The sequence below is a fragment of the Janthinobacterium longum genome (assembly GCF_051380735.1).
Lineage (GTDB): Bacteria > Pseudomonadota > Gammaproteobacteria > Burkholderiales > Burkholderiaceae_D > Janthinobacterium.
In genome coordinates, this window is the sequence record NZ_JBNYXQ010000004.1 from 105,289 (window position 1) to 128,851 (window position 23,563).

A 23,563-nucleotide genomic window follows, 5' to 3' on the forward strand; every position below is an offset into this window, starting at 1 on the left:
GGCAGGTGGGGGCGATGGGCACAAATTCAATGTTCTTGGAAGGTGCGACCAGGGGTATGCAGGCGGGGATGGCTGAAATAATAACCCATTTTTTCAAAGCGTGGCGATTATTGCAGAAAAACTTGGTGTGCCTGTACTTTTAGCCGGGCATTGCGCGGCTGCGCAGTGTCTTTCCGTGCAGGCGCCATGCTGGCGGTGATTAATCATCGTTGGCAAAGCTGGTGTTGTTCATGATCTGTTCGGTAATCTGTTCCAGCAGTGGCCACAGCTGCCTGACGATATGGCGGGCCTGTTCGGCTTCCCCGGCTGGATTGCTAATTGGCAAGTTTTCCAGCCGGTGGCACAGCTCGGACATACCCAGCGCGCCTACCGTGCGCGCCGACGATTTGATGCGGTGGCCCAGTTCGCGCACCTGCGCCACGTCGCCGCGGCCCAGCGCCGCATCGATGTCGGCAAAGCCGTCCTGCGTGGTTTGCAGGAACTTGAAGGCGAACTTGCGCACTTTTTGCGGGTCGTAGCCGAGCAGCTTGGCCAGGATCGACAAATCGATGACCTGCGGATCGCCGGCCAGGGTGGTCTTGAATGCCGGCGCGCTGCGCGCACGCACGGGCGGCGGCGTGTCGCGCACCGGCAGCCAGCCGGCGATGGTCTGGATCATCATGGCAGGCTGGATCGGCTTGGAAATGAAATCGTCCATGCCGGCCTCCAGGCAGCGCACCCTGTCTTCGCTGGTGGCGGTGGCCGTCATGGCTAGCACGCGCAGGTGGGCCAGCCCTGAATCGGCACGGATCAGCCGCGTCGCCTGCAGGCCATCCATCAAGGGCATCTGCACATCCATCAGCACGCAGTCGAACTGTGTCTGGCGCAGCAAGTCCAGCGCCTCGACGCCGTTGTTGGCCAGGCACACCGAGGCACCCGCTTCTTCCAGCAACTCCAGCGCCACCTGCTGGTTGAAGGTGTTGTCTTCCACCAACAGGATGCGGGCCTGCCTGAGTGCGCCCATCACTGCGGCCGCATCGGCGCTGGCACGCATGGCTTGCGCTGTTTGCAGCATGCTGTCGAGCAGGGCGGGCGCAGCATGGCTGGAAATGCCCAGGCGGGCCGTGAACCAGAAGGTGCTGCCCAGGCCGGGGCTGCTGTCGACGCCGACCTCGCCGCCCATCAGCTGGGCCAGCTGCTTGCTGATGGCCAGGCCCAGGCCGGTGCCGCCATATTCGCGCGTGGTGGACGTATCGGCTTGCTGGAATGACTGAAACAAGTTGCTCATTTCATCCTGCGACAGGCCGATGCCGTGGTCGCATACTTCAAAGCGCACCAGGCAATGCTTGTCATCGCCGACCACTTTCTTGACGACCACGGTGATGCTGCCCTGTTCACTGAACTTGACGGCGTTATTGGCATAGTTGATCAGCACCTGGCCCAGGCGCAAGGGATCGCCCACCAGGATCGGCGGCAGTTGCGGGTCGATCTCGAACAGCAGTTCGAGGTTCTTGCTGGCCGCGCGCGGCGCCACCACCGTGTTGAGGGTCCGGATCACATGATCGAAGCTGAAGTTGACATGTTCGATCTTCAGCTTGCCGGCCTCGATCTTGGAAATGTCGAGGATGTCGTCAATGATGCCCAGCAGGTGTTCGCCGGCAAAACGGATTTTTTCCAGGTAATCGCGCTGGCGCGGCTCCAGGTCGGTTTTCAGGGCCAGGTAGGCCATGCCGATCACACCATTCATCGGCGTGCGGATTTCATGGCTCATGTTGGCCAGGAACTGGCCCTTGGCCAGGCTGGCCTCTTCGGCCACCTGCTTGGCCTGGTCGAGTTGCCCGGTACGCTGCGCCACGCGCTCTTCCAGGTGCTCGTTCAGTTCGCGCAGGGTGTTTTCGCTGCGCTTGTGATAAGTGATGTCGGTCAGGCTGGCCACCACCATGCCCACCTTGCCGTATTCGTCGCGGATGGCTTCGGTGTTCACCGATAGCCAGCACAGGTTGCCGTCCAGCTGCTGCACTCCCATCACCACGTCGCGCATGGCCTGGCCGGTCGACAGGGTGATGTGCACCGGATGGCTGTGCTGCTCGAAAGTGGAACCGTCTTCGCGGATGGCTTGCCACAGGCTGCTGCCGGCGCGGCTGGCGGCCAGCATGCGCTCGGCTGCTGCGTTGCTTTCCAGAATCTGGCCCTCGCTGTTCTGCACTACCAGGCCATTGGTGACGGCGCCGAATACCGATGCCATGCGCTGGCTGGAATTGGACAGCGCGATCGACGCCTGGCGCCGCTCGGTAATGTCGGTGATCATCGCCAGCGTGCCGCCGTGCTCGCCGTTGTCCGACTGGATGGTGCTGCTCGACAGCAAGCCCCACATGCTGGACAGATCCTTGCGAAAGAAGCGGAAATCGACCTGGTCCGGCTGGCTGGGATGATCGCCAGCGTTGCCCACGCTGTCAAGGCGGCGCTGCAGCAGCAGCTGACTGTCGCGGTCCATGAAGTCGGGCATGGGGCGGCCCAGCATCTCCTCCACCGTATAGCCCAGCATGTGCGCCATCTTCGGATTGACGAAAGTGGTCTGGCCGGCGCTATTGGTCATCCAGATGCCTTCGGCTGCCGTCTGCACGATCAGGCGGTAGCGCTCGGAGCTGGCGTGCAGGGCTTCCTCTGCGCGCTGGCGCTGCGTCATGTCGCGCAGCGAAACGATGGAATACACCTGGCCGGCCATATGCAGCGGCGACAGGCTGACCTTGGCCGGGAAATGCGAGCCGTCGCGGCGGCGTGCCATCATCACCTTGCCAGGCAGGCTGTGGCGTGATTGCGGCTCGCCGGCCGTCTGGCCTTGGGTGCTGTCCGGCACCAGTTGTTCAAGCGAGATGCCGATGATGTCGCCCAGTGGGTAGCCGAAGCAGCGCGCACCGATACGGTTGGCGAAATGCACGCGGCCCTCGATGTCGGCGATCAGCATCGCTTCGGGCGCCGCTTCAAGCATGCAGCGCATGCGCGCTTGTTCGTCGGCCTTGCGTTCGGCGATGTCGCACAGGATGCCGCTGGCCTGTACCGCTGCGCCATCGGAACCGCGCATCAGCACTGCGCCACGCAGCAGCAACCAGCGCCATTGGCCGTCGCCATGGCGCAGGCGAAATTCACAGCTGATGGGTGTCGGCGCCTGGCCATCGAAATGCTGGCGTACAGCACTGTCCAGGCGGGCGCGGTCGTCGCGGTGCACTTCGGCCAGCCACCCGGCCAGGGTATGCTCCAGCCTGGCATTCTTGTCGCCCAACATGCTGCGGTACAGGCCGGACATGCTCAAACGATCACCGGTGCGTTGCCAGCACCAGCCGGCCAGCACGGCGCCTTGCAGCGCCTGTGCCGCCGGCGCGCCGCGCAGTTGCCGGCGCAGCCGCCATGCTTGCCCGGCGGCCAAGCCGGCCAGCAGTGTGGCGCTGGCCGCCAGCCAGGGCCAAGGACCCGCACCGGCACCCGCATCGCTGGCGGCCACCGCTGGCGCGGCCCATGCCAGCATCGGCCAGCGGCAGGCAAGCAAGATCCGGGCGAACGGATCCAGCGCACGCCGCCGCTGGCATCGTGCACTGGATATGGTGAGGCTGCGATGCGACAAATGCATCCCCTTTCTGCTGCGTGATTGTTCTGGCGGCAACTATAGCATTGAATATTTACACAGCCTGTCTCACTTCAGATGGCACCATGATGCTTGCCGCAAATTAACTGAACGAGCCGGCAAACTGGTAGCGGTGGCCAGGATGCCACATGGTGGCAATCGAGGCTATCTTGCCGTTCGATCGCGTCTGGCGGCGCAGCACCAGGCAAGCCTGTTTCATGTCGATCGCCAGCATCTCGGCGATATTGCGCGGCGCCGCCAGGGCTTCAATGCTGTAGGTGGCGCCTTGCAGCGGCGCGGCCGCCATCAGGTACTCATTCGGCGTGATGGTGGCAAAATCCTGCATCATGTAGTCCGGTGCGCAGGCGGGATTGACCCAGCGGTCTTCCACCTGGATCGGCACGCCGTTTTCAAAGTGCACGATCAGCGAATGGAACAGCTTTTGCTCGGACGGCAGGCCGAACTGCCGCGCCATCAGTTCGGACGGCCTGACGTGTTCCAGCACTTGCAGGGTACTGCGGTGCAAGTGGCCGCGCGCACGCACTTCATCGGCGATGTTCTTGATTTCCAGCAGCGTTGCCTGGTACTTCTGCTGCGCCACATAGGTGCCGGCTCCCTGGCGACGCGTCAGCACCTGCTCGCTGGTCAGTTCGCGCACAGCGCGGTTGACTGTCATGCGCGAGACACCAAACTGCTTGACCAGTGCCTGCTCGGACGGGATCACGTCGCCTTCCTTCCAGCGTCCGGCAGCGATGCCGGCCAGCAGAAAATCCTTGATGCGCTGGAAAATGGGCGTATTTTCTTGTGTAATCTGGTCGTCCAATGCAATCTCTCCGAAGCGCAAGGCTGGCGGCGCGGCCCCATGGCGGCGCGCTGGGCGATTTTAGCACCGCTACCGGCTGTTGAATTCAAAAGCAAGACCCGGAGTGCGGCGCGTGTCGCCGCGTGTCACGATGGTGGCCAGTGATGAACAAAACGGGAGTGCGCCATGGAGCAACTGTATACAAACGATGAAGCCCGCTGGGACGCGGTGCGCCAGCGCGATACCAGCGCGGACGGCGTCTTCTATTATTCGGTGCGCAGCACCGGCGTGTATTGCCGTCCGTCGTGCGCGGCGCGCCCGGCCCTGCGCGCCAACGTGGCCTTCCACGCCAGTTGTGCCGAAGCAGAAGCAGCCGGTTTTCGCGCCTGCCTGCGCTGCAAGCCGGGCCAGCCACCGCTGGCCGAGCGCCAGGGGGCCATCGTCGCGCAAAGTTGCCGCCTGATCGAGGCCAGCGACACCATGCCCGACCTTGATACCCTGGCCAAAGCGGCCGGCATGAGCCGCTTTCATTTTCACCGCGTTTTCAAGGCGCATACGGGTATTACGCCGAAAGCCTACGCGGCGGCGCGCCGTGGCGAGCGGGTCAAGGCCGGCCTGGCCCGCCCAGGCACCGTCACCGATACCCTGTATGCGGCCGGCTTCAATTCCAGCGGCCGTTTCTATGCCGCCACGCCTGCTCTGCTGGGCATGACGCCGGGCGCCTTTCGCGCCGGCGGCAGCGGCGCCTTGATCCGTTTCGCGATCGCCGCCTGTTCGCTCGGTGCGTTATTGGTCGCCAGTACCGACAAGGGCGTGTGCGCGATACTGCTGGGTGACGACGCTGAAATATTGCTGCGCGACTTGCAGGACCGCTTTCCGCAAGCCGACCTGCGCGGCGCCGAGGCCGACTATGAACAGACGGTGGCCAAGGTCATCGGCCTGGTCGAAGCACCGTCGCTGGGTCTGGACCTGCCGCTCGACGTGCGCGGCACGGCCTTCCAGCAGCGTGTCTGGCAGGCGCTGCGCGAGATACCGGCCGGCAGCACCGTCAGCTACGCGGAACTGGCGCGGCGCATCGGCGTGCCCACCGGCGCGCGCGCCGTGGCCGGCGCCTGTGCCGCCAACGCGCTGGCGATCGCGATTCCCTGCCACCGCGTGGTGCGCAACGATGGCGCCCTGTCCGGCTACCGCTGGGGCGTGGAGCGCAAGCAGCTGCTGCTTGAGCGCGAGGCTGGCGATGCAGCGGCTAAAACCGGTTGACTTGCTTGTATAGACAACCTATGCTTGTCACATCAAGGCGGGCCATGCATGCCCGCTTTTCCCCTGAGAGGAGACAGCATGAACCAGATGGACAGCGATCCGCGCTTCGATGCCAGCCGCATCATCCGTGCCCCGCGCGGCACGCAATTGACCTGCAAGAACTGGCAGATCGAAGCGGCCTACCGCATGGTGCAGAACAATCTCGATGCCGAGGTGGCAGAAAATCCGCAGCATCTGGTGGTGTATGGCGGCATCGGCCGCGCCGCGCGCAACTGGGCCTGTTTCGACCAGATCCTGGTGGCTTTGCGTGAACTGGAGGAAGACCAGACCTTGCTGATACAGTCCGGCAAACCGGTCGGCGTATTTCGCACGCACCCGGATGCGCCGCGCGTGCTGATCGCCAATTCCAACCTGGTGCCTAAATGGGCCAACTGGGAACACTTCAACGAACTTGATCGGCAGGGCCTGTTCATGTACGGCCAGATGACGGCCGGCAGCTGGATTTATATCGGCACGCAGGGCATCGTGCAGGGCACGTATGAAACCTTTGCCGAGGCGGGCCGCCAGCATTTCGGCGGCGACTGGGCCGGGCGCTGGATCCTGACGGCGGGCCTGGGCGGCATGGGCGGCGCGCAGCCGCTGGCCGCCACCATGGCCGGCGCCGTGTCCTTGACCATCGAATGCCAGCAAAGCAGCATCGATTTCCGCCTGCGCACCCGCTACCTGGACAAGCAGGCGGCCAGCCTGGACGACGCGCTGGCGCTGGTTCAGTATCACACCGGACGCAAGGAAGCGATCTCGATTGGCCTGTTGGGCAATGCGGCCGAACTGCTGCCGGAACTGGTAAAACGCGCCAAAGCGGGCGGCCCGCTGCCTGACCTGGTGACGGATCAAACCTCGGCGCATGACCTGGTCAACGGCTATCTGCCGCGCGGCTGGAGCGTGTCGGACTGGAAGGCGGCGCAGCAGGACCCGCAGCGCCATGCGCGCCTGGCGCTGGCGGCCGCCGATTCGTGCGCCGCACACGTGCAGGCGATGCTGGACTTTCACGCCATGGGCGTGCACACGGTCGACTATGGCAACAATATCCGCCAGGTGGCGTTCGACCAGGGCGTGCGGAATGCTTTCGATTTCCCCGGCTTCGTGCCGGCGTATATCCGCCCGCAGTTTTGCGAAGGGCGCGGGCCGTTTCGCTGGGTGGCGCTGTCGGGCGACCCGGAAGACATCTATAAAACCGACGCCAAGATCAAGGAGCTGTTCCCGCAGCACGCGCAGGTGCACCACTGGCTGGACATGGCGCGCGAGCGCATCGCCTTCCAGGGCCTGCCGGCGCGCATCTGCTGGCTGGGCCTGGGCGAGCGCCATCTCGCCGGCCTGGCTTTCAACGAGATGGTGCGCACGGGCGAACTGAAGGCGCCCATCGTGATCGGCCGCGACCATCTCGATACGGGCTCGGTGGCCAGCCCGAACCGCGAAACCGAAAGCATGAAGGACGGTACCGATGCGGTGTCCGACTGGCCATTGCTGAACGCCCTGCTCAATACGGCCGGTGGCGCCACCTGGGTCTCGCTGCACCATGGCGGCGGGGTCGGCATGGGGTATTCTCAGCATGCCGGCATGGTGATCGTGGCCGATGGCACACAGGCCGCTGCAAAACGCCTGGCGCGCGTGCTGGTCAACGACAGCGGTTCCGGCGTGATGCGCCATGCCGATGCCGGCTATGAAACGGCGGCCGCCTGCGCCAGGCGCAATGGCCTGAACCTGCCCATGATGGACTGAAAACATGACACAACTTCTGAAAAGCTGGACCTTGACCCCGGGCGCGATGACGCTGGCCGATTTGCGCTCCGTGTGGGCGGGACCGGCCACCTTGAAGCTTGCTCTTGATGCGTATCCAGTGATCGAAGCGTCGGCTGCGGCCGTGCGGGCGATAGTCGCCAGGGGCGATGCGGCGTATGGCATCAATACCGGCTTCGGCCTGCTGGCCAAGACCCGCATCCCCGATGAAAAACTCGAGCAATTGCAGCGCAACCTGATTCTGTCGCATTCGGTCGGCACCGGCGAATTATTGTCCGATGCAGTGGTGCGCTTGACCATGCTGATGAAGATCGGCAGCCTGGCGCGCGGCTATTCCGGCGTGCGCCCTTTGATTGTCGACACCCTGATCGCGCTGTACAACGCGGGCATCATGCCGGCGATTCCCGCCAAGGGTTCGGTGGGCGCTTCGGGCGACCTGGCGCCGCTGTCGCACATGACGCTGGCCATGCTCGGCGTGGGCGATGTGCGCATGCATGGCGTGTTGATGCCTGCGCCAGACGCGCTGGCGCAGGCCGGCATCGCGCCGGTGGTGCTGGCGGCGAAAGAGGGCCTGGCGCTGATCAACGGTACGCAAGTATCGACCGCGCTGGCGCTGCATGGCCTGTTCATGGCCGAGCGCCTGCTGGAAGCGGCGATGGTCACCGGCGCGCTGTCGCTCGATGCGGCCAAGGGCAGCGACGCGCCGTTCGACGCGCGCGTGCATGCCGTGCGCGGCCAGCCGGGGCAAATACTGGCGGCGCAGATGTACCGCCAACTGGTGGCATACAGCACCATCCGCGCCTCGCACCTGGAAGGCGACGAGCGCGTACAGGACCCGTACAGCCTGCGCTGCCAGCCACAGGTGATGGGCGCCTGCCTGGACCTGATCGTCAACGCGCGCCGCACCCTGCTGATCGAGGCCAATGCCGTCACCGACAATCCGCTGATCTTCCAGGATGGCCCGGGCACCCTGGCCGAAATCGTCTCGGGCGGCAATTTCCATGCCGAGCCGGTGGCCTTTGCGGCCGATACGCTGGCGCTGGCGATCGCCGAAATCGGCGCACTGGCCGAGCGCCGCATCGCGCTGCTGATTGACGCGACTTTGTCTGGCCTGCCGCCATTCCTGGTGCGCGAGCCGGGCATCAATTCGGGCTTCATGATCGCGCATGTGACCGCCGCCGCGCTGGCGTCGGAAAACAAGTCGCTGGCGCACCCGGCCAGCGTCGACAGCCTGCCTACCTCCGCCAACCAGGAGGACCATGTCAGCATGGCCACCTATGCCGGGCGGCGCCTGGACGACATGGCGCACAACACGACCGTCATCGTCGGCATTGAACTGCTGGCGGCTGCGCAAGGCATCGATTTCCACCGGCCCCTGAAAACTTCGCCGCAGCTGGAACACGTGCACCATCAGCTGCGCCAGAAGGTGCCGTTCTTCGACGCCGACCGTTATTTCGCACCCGATATCGAAGCGGCCCGGCAGATGGTGCTGGCCGGTGATTTGAGCCTGACCTGCAAGCAGCTGTTCGCGCCGCTGTACGAGTGAAAGGCGCCAGGAGACATCATGGATTATCAATTCCACGCCGGCAGCATCCCGCTGCTGGTCTCGATGCCGCACGTGGGCGTCGATATCCCCGACGATATCGCCATCCGCATGACGCCGCAGGCGCTGGTGAAGATGGACACCGACTGGCATCTGCACGAACTGCACGGCTACTTGCGGCAGATGGACGCGTCGGTGCTGTCGGCGCGCTGGTCGCGCTACGTGATCGATCTGAACCGGCCGCAGGAAGACACGAATCTGTATCCGGGCCAGGATACGACCGGCCTGCTGCCGATGGACACCTTTCACCGCGAGCCGCTGTATCTGGCCGGCCAGGCGCCTGACTTGCAGGCCCGGCAGCGGCGCGTTGAGCGCTACTGGGCGCCGTATCACCGCCAGTTGCAACAGGAACTCGATCGCCTGCTGCGGGTGCATGGTGCGGTGGTGCTCTGGGAGGCCCATTCGATCGCCTCGCGCGTGCCGCGCTTTTTCGACGGCAAGCTGCCCGACCTGAACTTCGGCACGGCCGACGGCGCCAGTTGCGATCCCGGCCTGACGTCCGCGGTGGTCGGCCTGGCACGCGCCGGGCAGCAATTTACGGTGGCCTTGAACGGCCGCTTCAAGGGCGGCCATATCACGCGCCACTACGGCCAGCCGGTGCGCCGCGTGCACGCGATCCAGCTCGAGATGTGCCAGTGCCTGTATATGGACGAAGCGGCGCCGTTTGCCTATCGCCCCGACCTGGCCGGACAGGTGCAGCCGCTGTTACGGAACATGATGGAAGCGGCCGTGGCGTGGGTGGCGCGGTGAGCCTGTTCGCCCGCCACGCGCTGCTGCCGCAAGGCTGGCGCCGCGATGTGCTGCTGGCCTGGGATGCCGTCGGCGAGCTGACGACCGTGCAGGATAACGCGGCGCCTCCCGATGGCGTGGAGCTGGCCGAGTATGTGGTGCCGGGCATGGTCAACCTGCATTCGCATGCGTTCCAGCGGGCCCTGGGCGGCATGACGGAAAAGGCCGGCGACGGTCCTGACAGCTTCTGGACCTGGCGCGAACTGATGTACCGCTTTGCGGGGCGCATCACGCCGGAACAGATCGAAGCCATCGCCGCCCAGCTGTTTGCCGAATGCCTGCGCCATGGTTATACGGCTGTGTGCGAATTTCATTATCTGCAGCGCGATGTGGCTGGCTGCCTGTATGCGCGGCCTGCCGAAACGGCCGAGCGCGTGATTGCGGCGGCCCGTGCCAGCGGTATCGGCATCACCATGCTGCCGGTGCTGTACAGCCATGCCGGTTTCGGTGCGCAGGCCTTGCAGCCGCAACAGGCGCGCTTTCGCACCGATGCCGATGATGTGCTGCGCATCGTCGAGGCGCTGGAAGTGCAGCGCGATGGGCAGGTGGAAGTGGGCTGTGCGCCGCACTCGCTGCGCGCCGCGTCCATCGTGCAGATCCGGGAAGTGCTCTCTGCCTTGCCGCCCGAGCGTCCGGTGCATATCCATATCGCCGAACAGCAGGCCGAAGTGGCGCAGTGTCTGGCCGCCACAAGCCTGCGCCCGGTGCAATATCTGTATGAGCACATTGCCGTCGACACGCGCTGGTGCCTGGTGCATGCGACCCATGTGGATGCAAACGAAATCGGGCAAATTGCGGCCAGCGGCGCCGTGGCCGGCCTGTGCCCGACGACGGAAGCGAACCTCGGCGATGGACTGTTTGCGCTGCCCGAATTGATTGCCGCCGGCGGGCGCTTCGGCATCGGCAGCGACAGCCATGTGTCGCAGTCGCCGGTGGAAGAATTGCGCTGGCTCGAATATGGCCAGCGCCTGCAGCGCCAGCAGCGCAATGTCGCGGCCACGCCTGCGCAGCGCCAAGTGGGCGACTTTCTGTGGCAGGCAGCCTTGCAGGGCGGGGCGCAGGCGGCCGGACGCAAGCCGGGCGCACTGGCGCCAGGCTGCCGCGCCGACCTGCTGGTGCTCGACGATGACCATCCCAACCTGTGTGGCGTGGCTGTGCACGATGTGCTGGGCAGCTTGCTGTTTTGCGGCAACGACAACCTGGTGCGCGACGTGATGTGTGGCGGCCTGTGGCAGGTGCGTGGCGGCCGCCATGTGGCGCAGGACGCAATCGCTGCCGCCTACAAGCGCACCCTGGCGCGCTTGCGGGCGCTCTGATGGCGACCTTGATCCCTTACGCCAGCCTGCTGGCCGCGCCGTGGAAAAATGGCGGTGGCAGCACGGCGCAAATCGCCATCTTCCCGCCTGGCGCAAACCTGGAGACCTTTGACTGGCGCATCAGCCTGGCGACCATCATCGCAGATGGGCCGTTTTCCAGTTTTCCCGGCATGGACCGCAGCCTGGTGCTGGTCGAGGGCGACAGCGTGCGGCTGACCCTGGACGGCATGCGCCAGGTGGTGCTCGATGCCGCCTCGCCGATGCTGTGGTTTCCCGGCGAAGCGCAGGTTCATGCGGCAGTGGAAGGCCCCACGCTGGACTTCAATGTGATGACGCGCCGCAGCTGCTGCCGCCACCAGCTGGTCACCATCGCGGCGCCATGCCGGCTGGCGCGCCGCAGCGCCACCACGCTGCTGTTTGTCGCCGGCGACGGCCCCGTGCTGGCGCGCGCTGGCCAGCAGGCATGGACCCTGAAACGCCATGACGCCTTGCTGCTCGATGCCGTCGACGCCTTGCAATGGCAGCTCGATGCGCCGCATGCGACGGCGGTGTTCCACCTCGATCTGTTTACCTGAAAGTCGCCACCATGCACGACTGGGATCTGCTTATCCACAATGTCCACCTGGCCACCATGGAGCACGGTTACGGCGAACTGCGCGACGCCGCCATCGCCGTCCGGCATGGCCGTATCGCCTGGTTCGGCCCCGGCGCAGATGTGCCCGCCAGCGCGATGACCATCGGTGCGGCGCTGATCGATGGAGATGGCTGCTGGCTGACGCCAGGCCTGATCGACTGCCATACGCATATCGTCCATGCCGGCAACCGCAGCGATGAATTCGAAGCGCGCCTCAATGGCGCCAGCTACGAAGACATCAGCCGCGCCGGTGGCGGCATCGCGTCCACCGTGCGCGCCACGCGCGCCGCCAGCGAGGCCGAATTGCTGCGGCAAAGCCTGCCACGCGTGCTGGCCCTGCTGGCCGAAGGCGTGACCACCGTGGAGATCAAGTCCGGCTATGGGCTGGAACTGGAAACCGAGGCGAAAATGTTGCGCGTGGCGCGCGCCATCGGTGAGCAACTGCCAGTCAGCGTATGCACCAGTTTTCTCGGCGCGCACGCGCTGCCGCCAGAGTACGCGGGCCGTCCTGACGACTATACCGACCTGGTGTGCAGCCAGATGCTGCCGGCGATTGCCGGCGCTGGCCTGGCCGATGCGGTCGACGCTTTTTGCGAACGCATCGGTTTTACACCTGCGCAAACGCAGCGGGTATTTGCCGCAGCGCAGGCGCTGGGCCTGCCTGTGAAACTGCACGCCGAGCAGTTGTCGGACCAGGGCGGGGCGGCGCTGGTGGCGAGCCTCGGCGGGTTGTCGGCCGACCACCTCGAGTTTTTGAGCGACGACGGCGTCGCCGCCATGGCGCGCCACGGCACGGTGGCCGTGCTGCTGCCCGGTGCCTACTATTTTTTGCGCGAAACACAGCCGCCGCCAGTTGCCGCCCTGCGCGCGGCGGGTGTGCCGATGGCGGTAGCTACCGACTGCAACCCCGGTACCTCGCCGATGACGTCCTTGCTGCTGGCGATGAACATGGCCTGCACCTTGTGGCGTTTGACGCCGCAGGAGGCGCTGGCCGGCGCCACCATCCATGCGGCGCGCGCGCTGGGCCTGCAGCATGACAGGGGCAGCCTGGCGGTGGGCAAGCGGGCCGATTTCGCGCTGTGGCGCATCGCCCGTCCGGCCGACCTGTTGTATGCAATCGGATTGAACCCCTGCGCGGGTGTAGTGCACGGCGGCGTGTGGCGCATGCCGGTGGTAAGCTTGCCCGATTGATCATTCGTCGGGGAGCGCCGCGTGCGCGTCATTCATTTATTGGCCTTTCTGGTTTTCTGCTGCATGTCGCCGGCCCATGCCATGGACAGCGGCACCCTGAAGGTGGGCTCGAAGCGGTTTACGGAATCCTATATTCTGGGCGAGATTGTGCGGCAAAGCGCCGCGCCGCAGGTCAAGGCCGAACACCGACAGGGCCTGGGCAACACGGCCATCGTGCTGGCCGCGCTGCAGGCCGGCAGCATCGACCTGTATGCCGAATACACGGGCACGATTGCCAGCGAAGTGCTGAAACATGCGCAGCCGATCACCCTGGAGCAGATGCGGCGCGAACTGGCGGCGCTGGGCTTGGGCGTGGCCGTGCCGCTGGGCTTCAATAACACCTATGCGCTGGCCATGCGCGGTGACGACAAGACCATTGCCAGCCTGCTGGACCTGGCCGCGCATCCGGCATTGAAATTCGGCCTGTCGCATGAATTCATCGGCCGGGTCGACGGCTGGCCCGGCCTGGCCGCACGTTATCGCTTGCCGCAGCGCCCACGCGGACTCGATCACGGCATCGCCTATGAAGCGCTGGCGCAAAAACAGGTCGACGTGATCGATATCTATTCGACCGACGCGAAAATTCGCCAGTACGGCCTGCGCGTGCTGGCCGACACCGAGCAATATTTTCCCCGCTACGACGCCATGCTGCTGTATCGCCTGGACCTGCCCAAGCGCTTTCCCGCCGCCTGGCAGGCTTTGCAAGGCCTGGAAGGGCGTATCAGCGAACAGGCCATGATCGCCATGAATGCAGCCGTGGAAATCGACGGCAGGAGCTTTGCCGTGGTGGCCCGCGAATGGCTGGTGTCCAGCGGCGGCAAGCCGTTGGCCGCCGGTGCGCGCGCCGGCTTGCTCGATAAAATCATCGGCGACGATTTGTGGCCCCTGACGCGCCAGCACCTGACGCTGGTGCTGCTGTCGGTGGCACTGGCCTGCCTGATCGGCGTGCCGCTGGGCGTGCTGGCGGCGTTTTATGCGCCGCTGCGGCAAACCGTGCTGGCGCTGGTGGGGGTATTGCAAACCGTGCCCTCGCTGGCGTTGCTGGCGATATTGATCCCCATACTGGGCATGATTGGCATGGTGCCAGCGCTGGTGGCGCTGTTCGTCTACGCGCTGCTGCCCATCGTGCGCAATACCTGCACCGGTATCCTGCAGATTGCGCCAGGGCTGCGCATGGCGGCGCTGGCGCTGGGGCTGAACCGCCGCGACCGCCTGCTGTATGTGGACTTGCCGCTGGCCTTGCCGGTGATACTGGCCGGCGTGAAAACGGCTGCCGTGATGAGCGTGGGCACGGCCACCATCGCGGCCTTTATCGGCGCCGGCGGCTATGGCGAGCGCATTACCATCGGCCTGGCTTTGAACGACAACGACATGCTGCTGGCCGGCGCGATTCCGGCCGCCGTGCTGGCGCTATTGATGCAGGGCATCTTTGAACTGGTGGAGCGCTGGGCGGTCCACCGCGAAGGCAAGCTGGGCGCTTGATATGGCGCCAACCCAGTGCGCCATGCTTGCGCGACACATTGATTGAGTCACGGAAATAGTAACGAAGTAGCCGAGAAATGTAAGAGCTGGTAATAAAATGTAAGCGTGGAACTGAACCTGCAGTGCGGCGTTTATATTCATCTCCGTTGATTGCATTCTCCCCCTCCCACTTGACAATGGGTTCTGCCCTGCGGTGCCGCTAGCCCGCAGGGTATTTTTTTCTTCTGAGTGGCGCCTGACCTAAGCTGCTGCGCGTCGGTATAGGCAGCTTGCGATGCTCACCGTACCAATGTACGGTTGCGCTTCTCGGCTACCTCTACCTTCCGTTCGCGACGGTTTGGTCAGGCGCTGTGACGTCGCAGGAAGATGCTATTGGTTTGCTTTGGGTGTTCCTGCCGATAATTGCGTCAGTGCATCCCCTGTCACGCGGCAGATGCGCCATTCGGGCATCACGTCGGCGCCCATGCCTTTGTAGAAGTTGATGGCGCTTTCGTTCCAGTCCAGCACCGACCATTCGAAGCGGCCGCAGTTGCGCTCGAGCGCCAGTTGCGCCAGCGCCACCAGCATCTGCCTGCCGTAGCCTTTGCCGCGCGCGGCCTGTTTGACGTACAGGTCTTCCAGGTACAGGCCCTTGCGGCACAGGAAGGTGGAAAAATTGTGGAAGAACAGGGCGAAGGTGACGACCTCGCCGTCTTGCGTGCCGACCAGCGCTTCGCAGGCAGGGTGCGCGCCGAACAGGCTGTCGTGCAGCATGTCGGGCGTGGCAATCATCAGGTGTTCGAGTTTTTCAAATACGGCCAGTTCGTGGATCATGCCGAAGATGGCGGCCACGTCGTGTTGGTGCGCGGGACGGATGGCCAGGGTGGACGAGTTGTTCATGGTGCCTTTGCTGTAGGTGCGATAGCTGCGGTGGAAAGCGTGGAGGCGATGCGGGTCTTGCGCGCGCCAGAGGTGAGGGCCCAGGCCACGCTGGCCAGGCACAGAACCATGCCCAGCCACTCGACGGCGGCCGGGCGGTAATGTTCGAACTGGATCGACAGCAGCACGGAAATGACCGGCGTGACGACGCCGATATACACAGTCTTTTGCGTGCCGATGCGGGCGATCAGGGTGAAATAGGCGCTGAACGCGATCACCGAGCCGAACAAGGCCAGGTAGACCAGGCCCAGCCAGTAGCTGGTGCGCGCGGGCAGGGTCCACGCCTGGCCCGTGGCCAGTGCCCACACTGCCACCATCAGGGTGCCCCACAACATGGTCCAGGCCATGGTCAGCATCACATTGCTGGAATGTTCGCGCACTTTCATCACCAGCGCATTGCCGGCCGTGCTGGCCACGGTGGCCACCAGCGCCAGCAGGAAACCGAGCAAAAAGTGGCCATTGCCGCCACCGAGGATCTCTTTCAATGCCGCATCGATCGACTGGTAGAACAGCAGCACGATGCCGCAGATGGCGACGGCCCCCGCAAAACAGGTGGAAACGGTAATCGGCGTGCCGAAGGCCAGGCGGTTGAGCAGCGGGGTCCAGAACACCATCAGCGCGAACAGCACGCTGACCAGTGCCGAGACCAGGTATTGCTCCGAGCTGTAGGTGCAGACATAGCTGAGCGCAAACGAGGCCAGGCCTTGCAGCATCATCCATTTTTGCGCGCGCCAGGGCAGGCGCAGGGTTTCGCCACGGATGGCGCACCAGGCAAACAGGGTGGCTGAGGCCAGGCCGAAGCGGTAGACCACGGAAACGGCGGGGGCGACGTCGCCCAGCTGTAAAGTGATGGCCCAGAAGGTGGAGCCCCAGATCAGGCAGGCGGTAATAAACAGGAGGGGAGATGGCATCGCGACAGTATACGGTGTCGCCTGTGGCTTGACCAGCGCAGCATCGGCGCCACAGCGTCCCTTGAGCCAGCGCAGGGGTGACAAGAAATGTTGAAATTATGAAAATATTTATATTATTATTAATTTAACATTCTCCGAATTCAACTCTTCAGGGAGCCCTCATGCCAGCCTCGCTGCACCTCAAAGTATGGACCGTAATTGTCTACGTGTTGGTGACGACCTTGATCGCCATCTGGCTGCATGAAGGCATGGCCCCGAGCGCCATGTTGATGGCGCCCGGCTCGTTCAATTAATGCGTCACCCGCGTGGTGCGGCCGTCCGACAGCAAACGCACGCGTTCACCGGGACGGAACTGCTCGTCCGCATCCTGGACGATGGCGCGCATATCGCCATTGTCCAGGCGCACGGTGATTTCAAAACCGGGCTTGTTCGATGCATTCGCTTCGATATTCTTGCCCGCAATACCGCCCGCTACCGCGCCAAGGATGCTTGCCGCGATGGCGCCCTTGCCGCCGCCCACGGCCGAGCCGGCCACGCCACCGAGTGCCGCGCCGGCCAGCACGCCGGTGCCGCTTTCGCCCTTGTCGATGGTGACCTGGCGCACGGATTCCACGGTGCCCATGCGCACCGACTGTTCATTCTGCGCCTGGCGCGCCTTGTACACATTGGCTGAATTCGGTTGTACGGCGCAACCTGCCAGGGTGGCCAGCAAAGCGACGGCAATAATCGATGTTTTCATGTTCAACTCCAGATAAAAAAATGGTGGTGCGCCGATCGCGTCGATGGCATCGGCTGCACATTAATGATAAGACAAGTTGCTGTTGATAAACAGCCTGCAATGGTAATAATCTGTTACCTCGATGCTAGTAAGCCAGCCGCAAGCGCCGGTACGCAAAGCCCAGCACGAACAGCGGACCGATCAGCAAAAAGCGCAAGTCGTCCAGGAATGAAGGCTTCTTGCCCTCGATATGGTGCCCGATGAACTGGCCGATCCAGGCCAGCACGAACAGCACCAGCGACAGCGGCAAGATCACGATAGCCTGCATCGCCGCCAGCGCAGTGAGCATCACGGCCAGCATCGCCAGCATGCCGAGCGCAAACGGCCGCGACAATGTTACATAGTACGCCAACGCAGCCGCGCTGGCCGCCAGCGCCACCACCGCATGCATGCTCCACAGCAAGCCCAGCAAGCTGAACACGATCAGTGGCACGCACACGATGTGCACCCATTCATTGACAGGATTGCGGTGGCTGTCGCCGTACTGCGCCAGCAGGGTATCGATGGTGCGCATGGAAGTGTCCGGGCAGTTTCTGTTATTAATGGTCCGGAAATTCTACACCCGTTTGCCGACGCCTTGAACGCGTAGAATAATGGCTTCCTTACTCCATCCAGGAATGCCGTTGACCGTGCCTATCGCAACTCCTGACACCCGCAAGCGCTGCTTCGACCCCGTCGTCAATGTCAACACGCGGCTGCTGATACTGGGCAGCCTGCCCGGCGAAAAGTCGCTGGCGCACAGCCAGTATTACGCGCATCCGCAGAACAAATTCTGGCTGCTGCTGGGGGACGTGCTGGGTATTGAGCTGAAAAGCCTGCCCTACGACGAGCGACTGGCCACTCTGCTGGCGCACGGGGTAGGGCTGTGGGACGTAGTGGCACAAGCGCATCGTTCCGGCAGCCTGGACAGCAATATCCGCGAGCGCGACGATAACGACCTTCCAGCAATGCTCAAGCACTTCCCGAACATCAGGGCGATTGCGTTCAATGGCGGAACTGCTGGGAAGCTTGGCATGAAAGTTTTAGGTGAATATGCTTCAAGTTATCAGATAGCTTATCTTCCATCAAGCAGTCCGGCCTATACAAAACCATATTCGGAAAAGCTGGAGCTTTGGCGAGTTGTACGCCAAATGCTTACCTGAGATAGAGGTAAAATTGTGTTGATTACAGAAGGAGCCACGATGGACACACCATTGGAAAAACTGGCATCCGCCGCCCTCAAGTTGACTGCCAGCGAGCGTGCCGCGTTTGCGCAGTTACTGTTGGAAAGCCTGGATGCCGACGAGAGTCTGGACGCCGCATGGCTGGACGAGGTCGAACGGCGCGAGGCCCAGACGGATAGCGGAGAGCGTCCTTTGTTGCCTCTTGCCGATGCGCTGATACAGGCGCGTGCGGCCCTGAAATGAAACTGCTGATCACGCCTGCAGCGGCAGAAGAGTTGCAGGACATCGCGGCCTGATATGCGGAGCAGGTAAATAGTGCACTGGGCAGTGCCTTTATTGACGAATTTGAACGTACGACCACCTTGTTGCTGGCAAATCGCGCCATCGGCGGCACATTTTCTCGCCGTTTCCAGCAGTTTTCTCTGCGCCGATTTCCCTACCGCATCATCTATCGCCTGGTGAGCGACGAGCTGCGAATCCTCGCGATTACCCACCACCGCCGTCACCCCGCTGCCTGGCGCACACACTCATCGCGCTGACCGCGCCGTTTACCCGGCACACTCCCACGGATCGTTGCACCGCATCGTTTTCCTCACGCCTGTTGTTTCCGCCCCCACTTTTTTTCTTCCACTTCACTTTTGCGCTTGCTTCTGCTGATATATTACATTTAATATTCTGATATATCAGAGTGCGCCAAGTTGGTGCCACCACAAAACACGCAAGCAAGGAGATGGTTACGATGACCGAGTTCATGAATCAGGATTTTCTACTCACCACCGAGACGGCCCGCAAGCTGTATCACGAGGTGGCGGCCGACCTGCCGATCATCGATTACCACTCGCACCTGCAACAAGGCGAAATCGCCGCGCGCAAGACCTTCCGCAATATCGCCGAGCTGTGGTTGTCGGGTGACCATTACAAATGGCGTTTGATGCGCACGGCGGGCGTGGCAGAGGAATTCATTACCGGCGAGCGCTCGGACCAGGAAAAATTCCGCGCGTTTTGCAAGGTGCTGCCGCTGGCGATCGGCAACCCGATCCACCACTGGAGCCATCTGGAACTGCGCCGCATCTTCAATATCGACCTCTTGATCAATGAAGCGAATGCCGACGCCATCTGGGAGCAGGCCAACGCCAAGCTGGCCGCCATGGACACCTGGTCGCTGCTGGAACAGGCCGGCGTGGAAATCGCCTGCACCACCGACGACCCGGCCGACGACCTGCTGCAGCACGCGGAAATCGCCAGCTCGGCACTGAAAACACGCGTGCTGCCGGCCTACCGTCCCGACAAGGCGATGCGCATCAACCAGCCGCGCTTTATCGACTACCTGAAACGCCTGGGCGACGTGGCGCAAGTGCCGGTGACCTCGTTTGCGTCGCTGATCGCCGCGCTGGCCGTGCGCGTGGAGTTCTTCCACTCGCGTGGTGCGCGCATCTCGGATCACGCCGTCGACGTCACCTTGCCGGTGGTCGGCGCAACCATCGAAGAACTCGAAGCGCTGTTCGCGAAGCGCCTGCAAGGCAGCCTGTTGACGGATGAAGAAAATGGCCTCTACCTGCGCGGTTTGCTGGAGGCAATCGGCCGCGTGTACGCCAACTATGGCTGGACCATGTGCCTGCATATCGGCGCCCAGCGCAACAACAACGACCGTATGCGCTCCAGGCTGGGGCCGGACACCGGCTACGACTCGATCTCGGACATGAGCACCAGCGCCGGCCTGGCATCCCTGCTGAACGCGCTGGACCTGGACGACCGCCTGCCGAAAACCATGCTGTTCTGCCTGAACCCGAACATGAATGAAGTGCTGTCGACCATGGTTGGCAACTTCCAGGACGGCAGCGTCGCCGGCAAGCTGCAGTTCGGTCCGGCCTGGTGGTTCAACGACCACAAGGAAGGCAATCTGCAGCAACTGGTCGGCTTCGGCAACCACAGCGTACTGGGTGTGTTTGTCGGCATGGTGACCGACTCGCGCAGCTTTGCGTCCTATCCGCGCCACGACTATTTCCGCCGCCTGGTATGCCGCCAGATTGGTGAATGGGTGCACGGTGGCGAATACCCGAACGACTTCGAGGCGTTGGCCACCATCGTGCGCGGCATCTGTTACGACAACGCACGCAAATACTTCCAGTTGTAATCCCTCAGCCGCCGCCAGGAATAGTCATGCAAAAAGTACTGTGTATTCACCCCGACGACGACATGCTGGTCGCCCTGTCCGACCTGGCCGCCGGCGAAGTCGTCAACTGGGAGGGTGAATCCATCCTGATCAGCAGCGCCGTCAAGACCAAGCACAAGCTGGCCCGCCGCGCGTTTGCGGCCGGCGAGATAATGCGCCTGTACGGCGTACCGGTCGGCAAGGCCACGGTCGATATCCGCCGCGGCGAAGCCGTCACAACTGAAAATCTGCACCATTACGCAGCCGAAGTGGAACTGGAACCGCAAGCGCCCTACAGCTGGACGCCGCCCGATGTGGCTCGCCTGGACGGCGCCACTTTCCCTGGCGTTGTGCGCGCCGATGGCCGCGTGGGCACGGCCAATTACTGGCTGGTGTTCCCGCTGGTGTTTTGCGAAAACCGCAATGTCGAGCACCTGCGCAATGCGCTCGAAGCACCGCTCGGCTACACCCGCAACGACCTGGCGTCGTTCACCTTGTCACTGCTGGGCGAAGACATGGAAGCGCCGAAACCGGTGGTGCGCCCGTTCCCGAACCTCGATGGCGTGCGCATCATTACGCACAACGGCGGCTGCGGCGGCACACGCGCCGATGCCCGCTCGCTGTGCCGGATTTTATCGGCCTACGCCGATCATCCGAATGTGGCCGGCATTACCGTTTTCAGCCTCGGTTGCCAGAACGCGCAGATCGCCATGTTCAAGGACGCGCTGGCCAAACAGAATCCCAACTTCGACAAGCCCTGCCTGATCTACGAACAGCAGCAGTGGGACAGCGAGGACGCGATGATGAAGGCCGTGCTGACCGACACCCTGGCGCAGCTGAAAGAAGCGAACAAGGTCGTGCGCCAGCCGGTGCCGCTGTCGCACCTGAAAATCGGCGTCAAGTGCGGCGGTTCGGACGGTTTTTCCGGCATTTCCGCCAACCCGGCCATGGGTCTGGTGTCGGACATGGTGGTGGCCGTCGGCGGCTCGTCCATCCTGGCCGAATTCCCCGAGCTGTGCGGGGTGGAAGCAAACCTGATCGAGCGCTGTGAAAACGACGACGACAAGCGCCGCTTCCTGGGCCTGATGCGCGACTTCGAAGCGCGCGCCGAAGCGGTGGGTACGCACTTCGCCGACAACCCCAGCCCCGGCAATATCCGCGACGGCCTGATTACCGACGCCATGAAATCGGCCGGTGCTGCCAAGAAGGGCGGCACCTCGCCCATCGTCTCGGTGCTCGACTACGGCGAACAAAGCCCGAAAGCCGGCTTGTCGCTGCTGTGCACACCGGGCGGCGACGTCGAATCGGTGACCGGCATCGTTGCCTCCGGCGCCAACGTGGTGCTGTTTTCCACCGGTCTCGGCACGCCGACCGGCAACCCGATCGTGCCAGTGCTGAAAATATCCAGCAATACCCGCGTCGCCAGAAAACTGTCGGACCTGATCGACTATGACTGCGGCCCCGTAATCGACGGCACGCCGCTGCTTGACGTGGCCAATGGCCTGTTCGACATGGTAGTGGCCACCGCCGGCGGCCAGTACACGGCCAAGGCCGATCGCCTGCAGCAGTACGACTTCATTTTCTGGAAACGCGACATTTCACTGTGAGCCACACTCTCATGCAAGCACCAGTACCAGCGTTGAAACGCAGCGCGCCCTATGCGCTGCCGATCAAATTCCTCCAGTTCGGCCAGGGCAACTTCATGCGCGGCTTTTTCGACTGGCAGATCGACCTGTTGAATGAACGCAGTGGCCTCAATGCCGGCGTGGTGGTGGTGCGCCCGCGCGGCGGCAGCGGCTCGCCCCTGCTTGACGTGCAGGACGGCCTGTTTACCACCGTGGTGCGCGGCCTCGATGAAAACGGCACGCCCGTCAGCGAGTACCGCACCATCGAATGCGTAGAGCGCGAGATCAATCCGGCCACCATGTATGGCGACTATCTGGCGCTGGCGCAATTGCCCGAGCTGCGCTTTATCGTCTCGAACACCACCGAGGCCGGCATTGCCACCAACGACACCGACGCCTTCGACGATGCACCGCCCTCGACGTTTCCTGCCAAGCTGGCGTGCCTGCTGTTTGACCGCTACACGTATTTCAACGCCAGTCTTGAGAAGGGCGTGGTGCTGCTGCCGTGCGAACTGATTGAACAGAACGGCCCGGCTCTGAAAGCGGCCGTGCTGCACTTCGCGCGCCTGTGGCAGCTGGACGCCGGCTTTGCCGCCTGGATCGATTCGGCCTGCGTATTCTGCTCGACCCTGGTCGACCGCATCGTCACCGGCTTTCCCGAAGGCGAAGCCGACGCGATCGCGGCGGACCTGGGTTACACCGACCAGTTTCTGGTAGCTGCCGAGTACTTCTACCTGTTCGTGATCGAAGGCCCGGCCTGGCTGGCCGACGAATTGAAACTGGCCGGTGCCAACCTGAATATCGAGCTGGTCGACGACATCACGCCGTACAAGCAGCGCAAGGTCGGCATCCTGAACGGCGGCCATACGGCGCTGGTGCCGGTGGCGCTGCTGGCAGGCCTGGAAACCGTGGGCGAGGCTGTCAACGACGCGCAGGTCGGCGGCTATCTGGCCGACACCCTGAACGAAGAAATCATTCCCGCCTTGCCGCTGCCGCAGGACGAGTTGCAGCAATTCGCGCGCGATGTGCTGCTGCGTTTTCGCAACCCGTATATCCAGCATCGCCTGGCCTCGATTGCCCTGAACAGCTGGAGCAAATTTGCTGCCCGCATCGCACCGCAACTGCTGCGCTTTGTTGCCCTGCACGAGCGCCTGCCGCAACGGCTGGTGCTGGCTCTGGCCGCCACCATGCGCCTGTATCGCGGCGACGTGATCGCGTTGGCTGACGATGCGGCCACCCTGGGCTGGTTCAAGTCTTCCTGGGCTGACGTCGACGGCGGCAAGCAAAGCCTGGCGCAACTGGTGCAGGGCTGGCTGTCCAACGAAAAAGTATGGGGCCGCGACATGAATGCGGTGCCGGGCCTGGCGCAGGCGGTCACAAACGCGCTGGCGCGCATCGGCGCCGATGGCATGCGCGGCGCCCTGCAGGCCTGTAAGGATTCAGCAGTACCGCAGTAAAAATAAAAATCGAGGCCGAAAGCACTTCCCCAGGAAGGCTGAACGGCC

General features: G+C 63.5%; 21 protein-coding genes. 15 read left to right on the forward strand and 6 right to left on the reverse strand.

Annotated elements, in window-relative coordinates; translation table 11 throughout:
* Window positions 1-199 precede the first annotated feature (199 nt).
* Both ACQ4WM_RS13255 and hutC read right to left on the reverse strand, forming a co-directional pair.
* A complete protein-coding gene (locus ACQ4WM_RS13255; RefSeq protein ID WP_436547137.1) occupies window positions 200-3,502 on the reverse strand; it encodes a PAS domain-containing hybrid sensor histidine kinase/response regulator in 3,303 nt (1,100 codons plus the stop codon).
* 199 nt (window positions 3,503-3,701) lie between these two features.
* Entirely contained in the window at window positions 3,702-4,421 is a 720-nt protein-coding gene (hutC, locus tag ACQ4WM_RS13260; protein WP_436547138.1) for a histidine utilization transcriptional repressor HutC, read from the reverse strand.
* A 165-nt stretch (window positions 4,422-4,586) separates the two neighbouring features.
* Between hutC and ada the strand changes: the two genes are divergently transcribed.
* From ada to ACQ4WM_RS13300, 8 genes are all read left to right on the forward strand, one after another.
* The gene (gene ada / locus ACQ4WM_RS13265; protein ID WP_436547139.1) at window positions 4,587-5,660 is read left to right on the forward strand and encodes a bifunctional DNA-binding transcriptional regulator/O6-methylguanine-DNA methyltransferase Ada; all 1,074 of its coding nucleotides are present in this window, start codon (window positions 4,587-4,589) and stop codon (window positions 5,658-5,660) included.
* 87 nt (window positions 5,661-5,747) lie between these two features.
* A complete protein-coding gene (gene hutU, locus ACQ4WM_RS13270) occupies window positions 5,748-7,439 on the forward strand; it encodes a urocanate hydratase (protein WP_436547363.1) in 1,692 nt (563 codons plus the stop codon).
* Between the two features lie 4 nt (window positions 7,440-7,443).
* Window positions 7,444-9,003, forward strand: coding sequence for a histidine ammonia-lyase (gene hutH, locus ACQ4WM_RS13275; protein WP_436547140.1), 1,560 nt, complete (start codon window positions 7,444-7,446; stop codon window positions 9,001-9,003).
* An 18-nt stretch (window positions 9,004-9,021) separates the two neighbouring features.
* The gene (gene hutG / locus ACQ4WM_RS13280) at window positions 9,022-9,810 is read left to right on the forward strand and encodes an N-formylglutamate deformylase (protein WP_436547141.1); all 789 of its coding nucleotides are present in this window, start codon (window positions 9,022-9,024) and stop codon (window positions 9,808-9,810) included.
* The gene (locus ACQ4WM_RS13285) at window positions 9,807-11,165 is read left to right on the forward strand and encodes a formimidoylglutamate deiminase (protein ID WP_436547142.1); all 1,359 of its coding nucleotides are present in this window, start codon (window positions 9,807-9,809) and stop codon (window positions 11,163-11,165) included. Before hutG ends, ACQ4WM_RS13285 begins: the two co-directional genes overlap by 4 nt.
* On the forward strand, window positions 11,165-11,740 hold the full coding sequence (locus ACQ4WM_RS13290; protein WP_436547143.1) for a HutD/Ves family protein: 576 nt from the start codon (window positions 11,165-11,167) through the stop codon (window positions 11,738-11,740). The genes ACQ4WM_RS13285 and ACQ4WM_RS13290 overlap by 1 nt, the downstream gene beginning before the upstream one ends.
* Window positions 11,741-11,751: 11 nt before the next feature.
* Entirely contained in the window at window positions 11,752-12,990 is a 1,239-nt protein-coding gene (gene hutI, locus ACQ4WM_RS13295; RefSeq protein WP_436547144.1) for an imidazolonepropionase, read from the forward strand.
* Window positions 12,991-13,053: 63 nt separating this feature from the next.
* Window positions 13,054-14,511: a glycine betaine ABC transporter substrate-binding protein gene (locus ACQ4WM_RS13300; RefSeq protein ID WP_436547145.1), complete on the forward strand. Its 1,458-nt coding sequence runs from the start codon at window positions 13,054-13,056 to the stop codon at window positions 14,509-14,511.
* A 369-nt stretch (window positions 14,512-14,880) separates the two neighbouring features.
* Here the strand turns inward: ACQ4WM_RS13300 and ACQ4WM_RS13305 are convergent, their stop codons facing one another.
* Window positions 14,881-15,390, reverse strand: coding sequence for a GNAT family N-acetyltransferase (locus ACQ4WM_RS13305; protein WP_436547146.1), 510 nt, complete (start codon window positions 15,388-15,390; stop codon window positions 14,881-14,883).
* Window positions 15,387-16,340: a DMT family transporter gene (locus tag ACQ4WM_RS13310; RefSeq protein ID WP_436547147.1), complete on the reverse strand. Its 954-nt coding sequence runs from the start codon at window positions 16,338-16,340 to the stop codon at window positions 15,387-15,389. The genes ACQ4WM_RS13305 and ACQ4WM_RS13310 overlap by 4 nt, the downstream gene beginning before the upstream one ends.
* A 161-nt stretch (window positions 16,341-16,501) precedes the next feature.
* Between ACQ4WM_RS13310 and ACQ4WM_RS13315 the strand changes: the two genes are divergently transcribed.
* Complete coding sequence (locus ACQ4WM_RS13315) at window positions 16,502-16,633, forward strand: hypothetical protein (protein WP_436547148.1); 132 nt, start codon at window positions 16,502-16,504, stop codon at window positions 16,631-16,633.
* On the opposite strand, the gene ACQ4WM_RS13320 is transcribed toward ACQ4WM_RS13315, so the two are convergent.
* Together ACQ4WM_RS13320 and ACQ4WM_RS13325 are read right to left on the reverse strand one after the other, a co-directional pair.
* On the reverse strand, window positions 16,630-17,079 hold the full coding sequence (locus ACQ4WM_RS13320) for an outer membrane lipoprotein (RefSeq protein ID WP_436547149.1): 450 nt from the start codon (window positions 17,077-17,079) through the stop codon (window positions 16,630-16,632). The two genes, ACQ4WM_RS13315 and ACQ4WM_RS13320, sit on opposite strands and share 4 nt — an antisense overlap.
* A 124-nt stretch (window positions 17,080-17,203) precedes the next feature.
* The gene (locus tag ACQ4WM_RS13325) at window positions 17,204-17,632 is read right to left on the reverse strand and encodes an Mpo1 family 2-hydroxy fatty acid dioxygenase (protein ID WP_436547150.1); all 429 of its coding nucleotides are present in this window, start codon (window positions 17,630-17,632) and stop codon (window positions 17,204-17,206) included.
* A gap of 103 nt (window positions 17,633-17,735) precedes the next feature.
* On the opposite strand from ACQ4WM_RS13325, the gene ACQ4WM_RS13330 reads away from it, so the two are divergent.
* The 6 genes from ACQ4WM_RS13330 (at window position 17,736) to ACQ4WM_RS13355 (ending at window position 23,515) form a co-directional block, all read left to right on the forward strand.
* Window positions 17,736-18,260, forward strand: a complete 525-nt coding sequence (locus ACQ4WM_RS13330) for a DNA-deoxyinosine glycosylase (protein WP_436547364.1) — start codon at window positions 17,736-17,738, stop codon at window positions 18,258-18,260.
* 39 nt (window positions 18,261-18,299) lie between these two features.
* Window positions 18,300-18,524: an addiction module protein gene (locus tag ACQ4WM_RS13335; RefSeq protein ID WP_436547151.1), complete on the forward strand. Its 225-nt coding sequence runs from the start codon at window positions 18,300-18,302 to the stop codon at window positions 18,522-18,524.
* A gap of 77 nt (window positions 18,525-18,601) precedes the next feature.
* Window positions 18,602-18,820, forward strand: a complete 219-nt coding sequence (locus ACQ4WM_RS13340) for a type II toxin-antitoxin system RelE/ParE family toxin (protein ID WP_436547365.1) — start codon at window positions 18,602-18,604, stop codon at window positions 18,818-18,820.
* Window positions 18,821-19,020: 200 nt separating this feature from the next.
* Window positions 19,021-20,415 carry a glucuronate isomerase gene (gene uxaC, locus ACQ4WM_RS13345; RefSeq protein WP_436547152.1) on the forward strand — a complete coding sequence of 465 codons (1,395 nt, stop codon included), beginning with the start codon at window positions 19,021-19,023 and terminating at the stop codon, window positions 20,413-20,415.
* A gap of 26 nt (window positions 20,416-20,441) precedes the next feature.
* Complete coding sequence (locus tag ACQ4WM_RS13350; RefSeq protein WP_436547153.1) at window positions 20,442-22,040, forward strand: UxaA family hydrolase; 1,599 nt, start codon at window positions 20,442-20,444, stop codon at window positions 22,038-22,040.
* An 11-nt stretch (window positions 22,041-22,051) separates the two neighbouring features.
* The gene (locus ACQ4WM_RS13355; RefSeq protein WP_436547154.1) at window positions 22,052-23,515 is read left to right on the forward strand and encodes a tagaturonate reductase; all 1,464 of its coding nucleotides are present in this window, start codon (window positions 22,052-22,054) and stop codon (window positions 23,513-23,515) included.
* Window positions 23,516-23,563: the final 48 nt, after the last annotated feature.

Excerpts from the sequence above, each read along its gene's own strand:
- ACQ4WM_RS13255 (WP_436547137.1), bottom strand. The coding sequence starts at position 3,502 with ATGCTGGCATGGGCCGCGCCAGCGGTGGCCGCCAGCGATGCGGGTGCC.
- ada (WP_436547139.1), top strand. The coding sequence starts at position 4,587 with ATGGAGCAACTGTATACAAACGATGAAGCCCGCTGGGACGCGGTGCGC.
- hutU (WP_436547363.1), top strand. The coding sequence starts at position 5,748 with ATGGACAGCGATCCGCGCTTCGATGCCAGCCGCATCATCCGTGCCCCG.
- hutH (WP_436547140.1), top strand. The coding sequence starts at position 7,444 with ATGACACAACTTCTGAAAAGCTGGACCTTGACCCCGGGCGCGATGACG.
- hutG (WP_436547141.1), top strand. The coding sequence starts at position 9,022 with ATGGATTATCAATTCCACGCCGGCAGCATCCCGCTGCTGGTCTCGATG.
- ACQ4WM_RS13290 (WP_436547143.1), top strand. The coding sequence starts at position 11,165 with ATGGCGACCTTGATCCCTTACGCCAGCCTGCTGGCCGCGCCGTGGAAA.
- hutI (WP_436547144.1), top strand. The coding sequence starts at position 11,752 with ATGCACGACTGGGATCTGCTTATCCACAATGTCCACCTGGCCACCATG.
- ACQ4WM_RS13300 (WP_436547145.1), top strand. The coding sequence starts at position 13,054 with ATGTCGCCGGCCCATGCCATGGACAGCGGCACCCTGAAGGTGGGCTCG.
- ACQ4WM_RS13305 (WP_436547146.1), bottom strand. The coding sequence starts at position 15,390 with ATGAACAACTCGTCCACCCTGGCCATCCGTCCCGCGCACCAACACGAC.
- ACQ4WM_RS13310 (WP_436547147.1), bottom strand. The coding sequence starts at position 16,340 with ATGCCATCTCCCCTCCTGTTTATTACCGCCTGCCTGATCTGGGGCTCC.
- ACQ4WM_RS13315 (WP_436547148.1), top strand. The coding sequence starts at position 16,502 with ATGCCAGCCTCGCTGCACCTCAAAGTATGGACCGTAATTGTCTACGTG.
- ACQ4WM_RS13320 (WP_436547149.1), bottom strand. The coding sequence starts at position 17,079 with ATGAAAACATCGATTATTGCCGTCGCTTTGCTGGCCACCCTGGCAGGT.
- ACQ4WM_RS13325 (WP_436547150.1), bottom strand. The coding sequence starts at position 17,632 with ATGCGCACCATCGATACCCTGCTGGCGCAGTACGGCGACAGCCACCGC.
- ACQ4WM_RS13330 (WP_436547364.1), top strand. The coding sequence starts at position 17,736 with ATGCCGTTGACCGTGCCTATCGCAACTCCTGACACCCGCAAGCGCTGC.
- ACQ4WM_RS13335 (WP_436547151.1), top strand. The coding sequence starts at position 18,300 with ATGGACACACCATTGGAAAAACTGGCATCCGCCGCCCTCAAGTTGACT.
- uxaC (WP_436547152.1), top strand. The coding sequence starts at position 19,021 with ATGACCGAGTTCATGAATCAGGATTTTCTACTCACCACCGAGACGGCC.
- ACQ4WM_RS13350 (WP_436547153.1), top strand. The coding sequence starts at position 20,442 with ATGCAAAAAGTACTGTGTATTCACCCCGACGACGACATGCTGGTCGCC.
- ACQ4WM_RS13355 (WP_436547154.1), top strand. The coding sequence starts at position 22,052 with ATGCAAGCACCAGTACCAGCGTTGAAACGCAGCGCGCCCTATGCGCTG.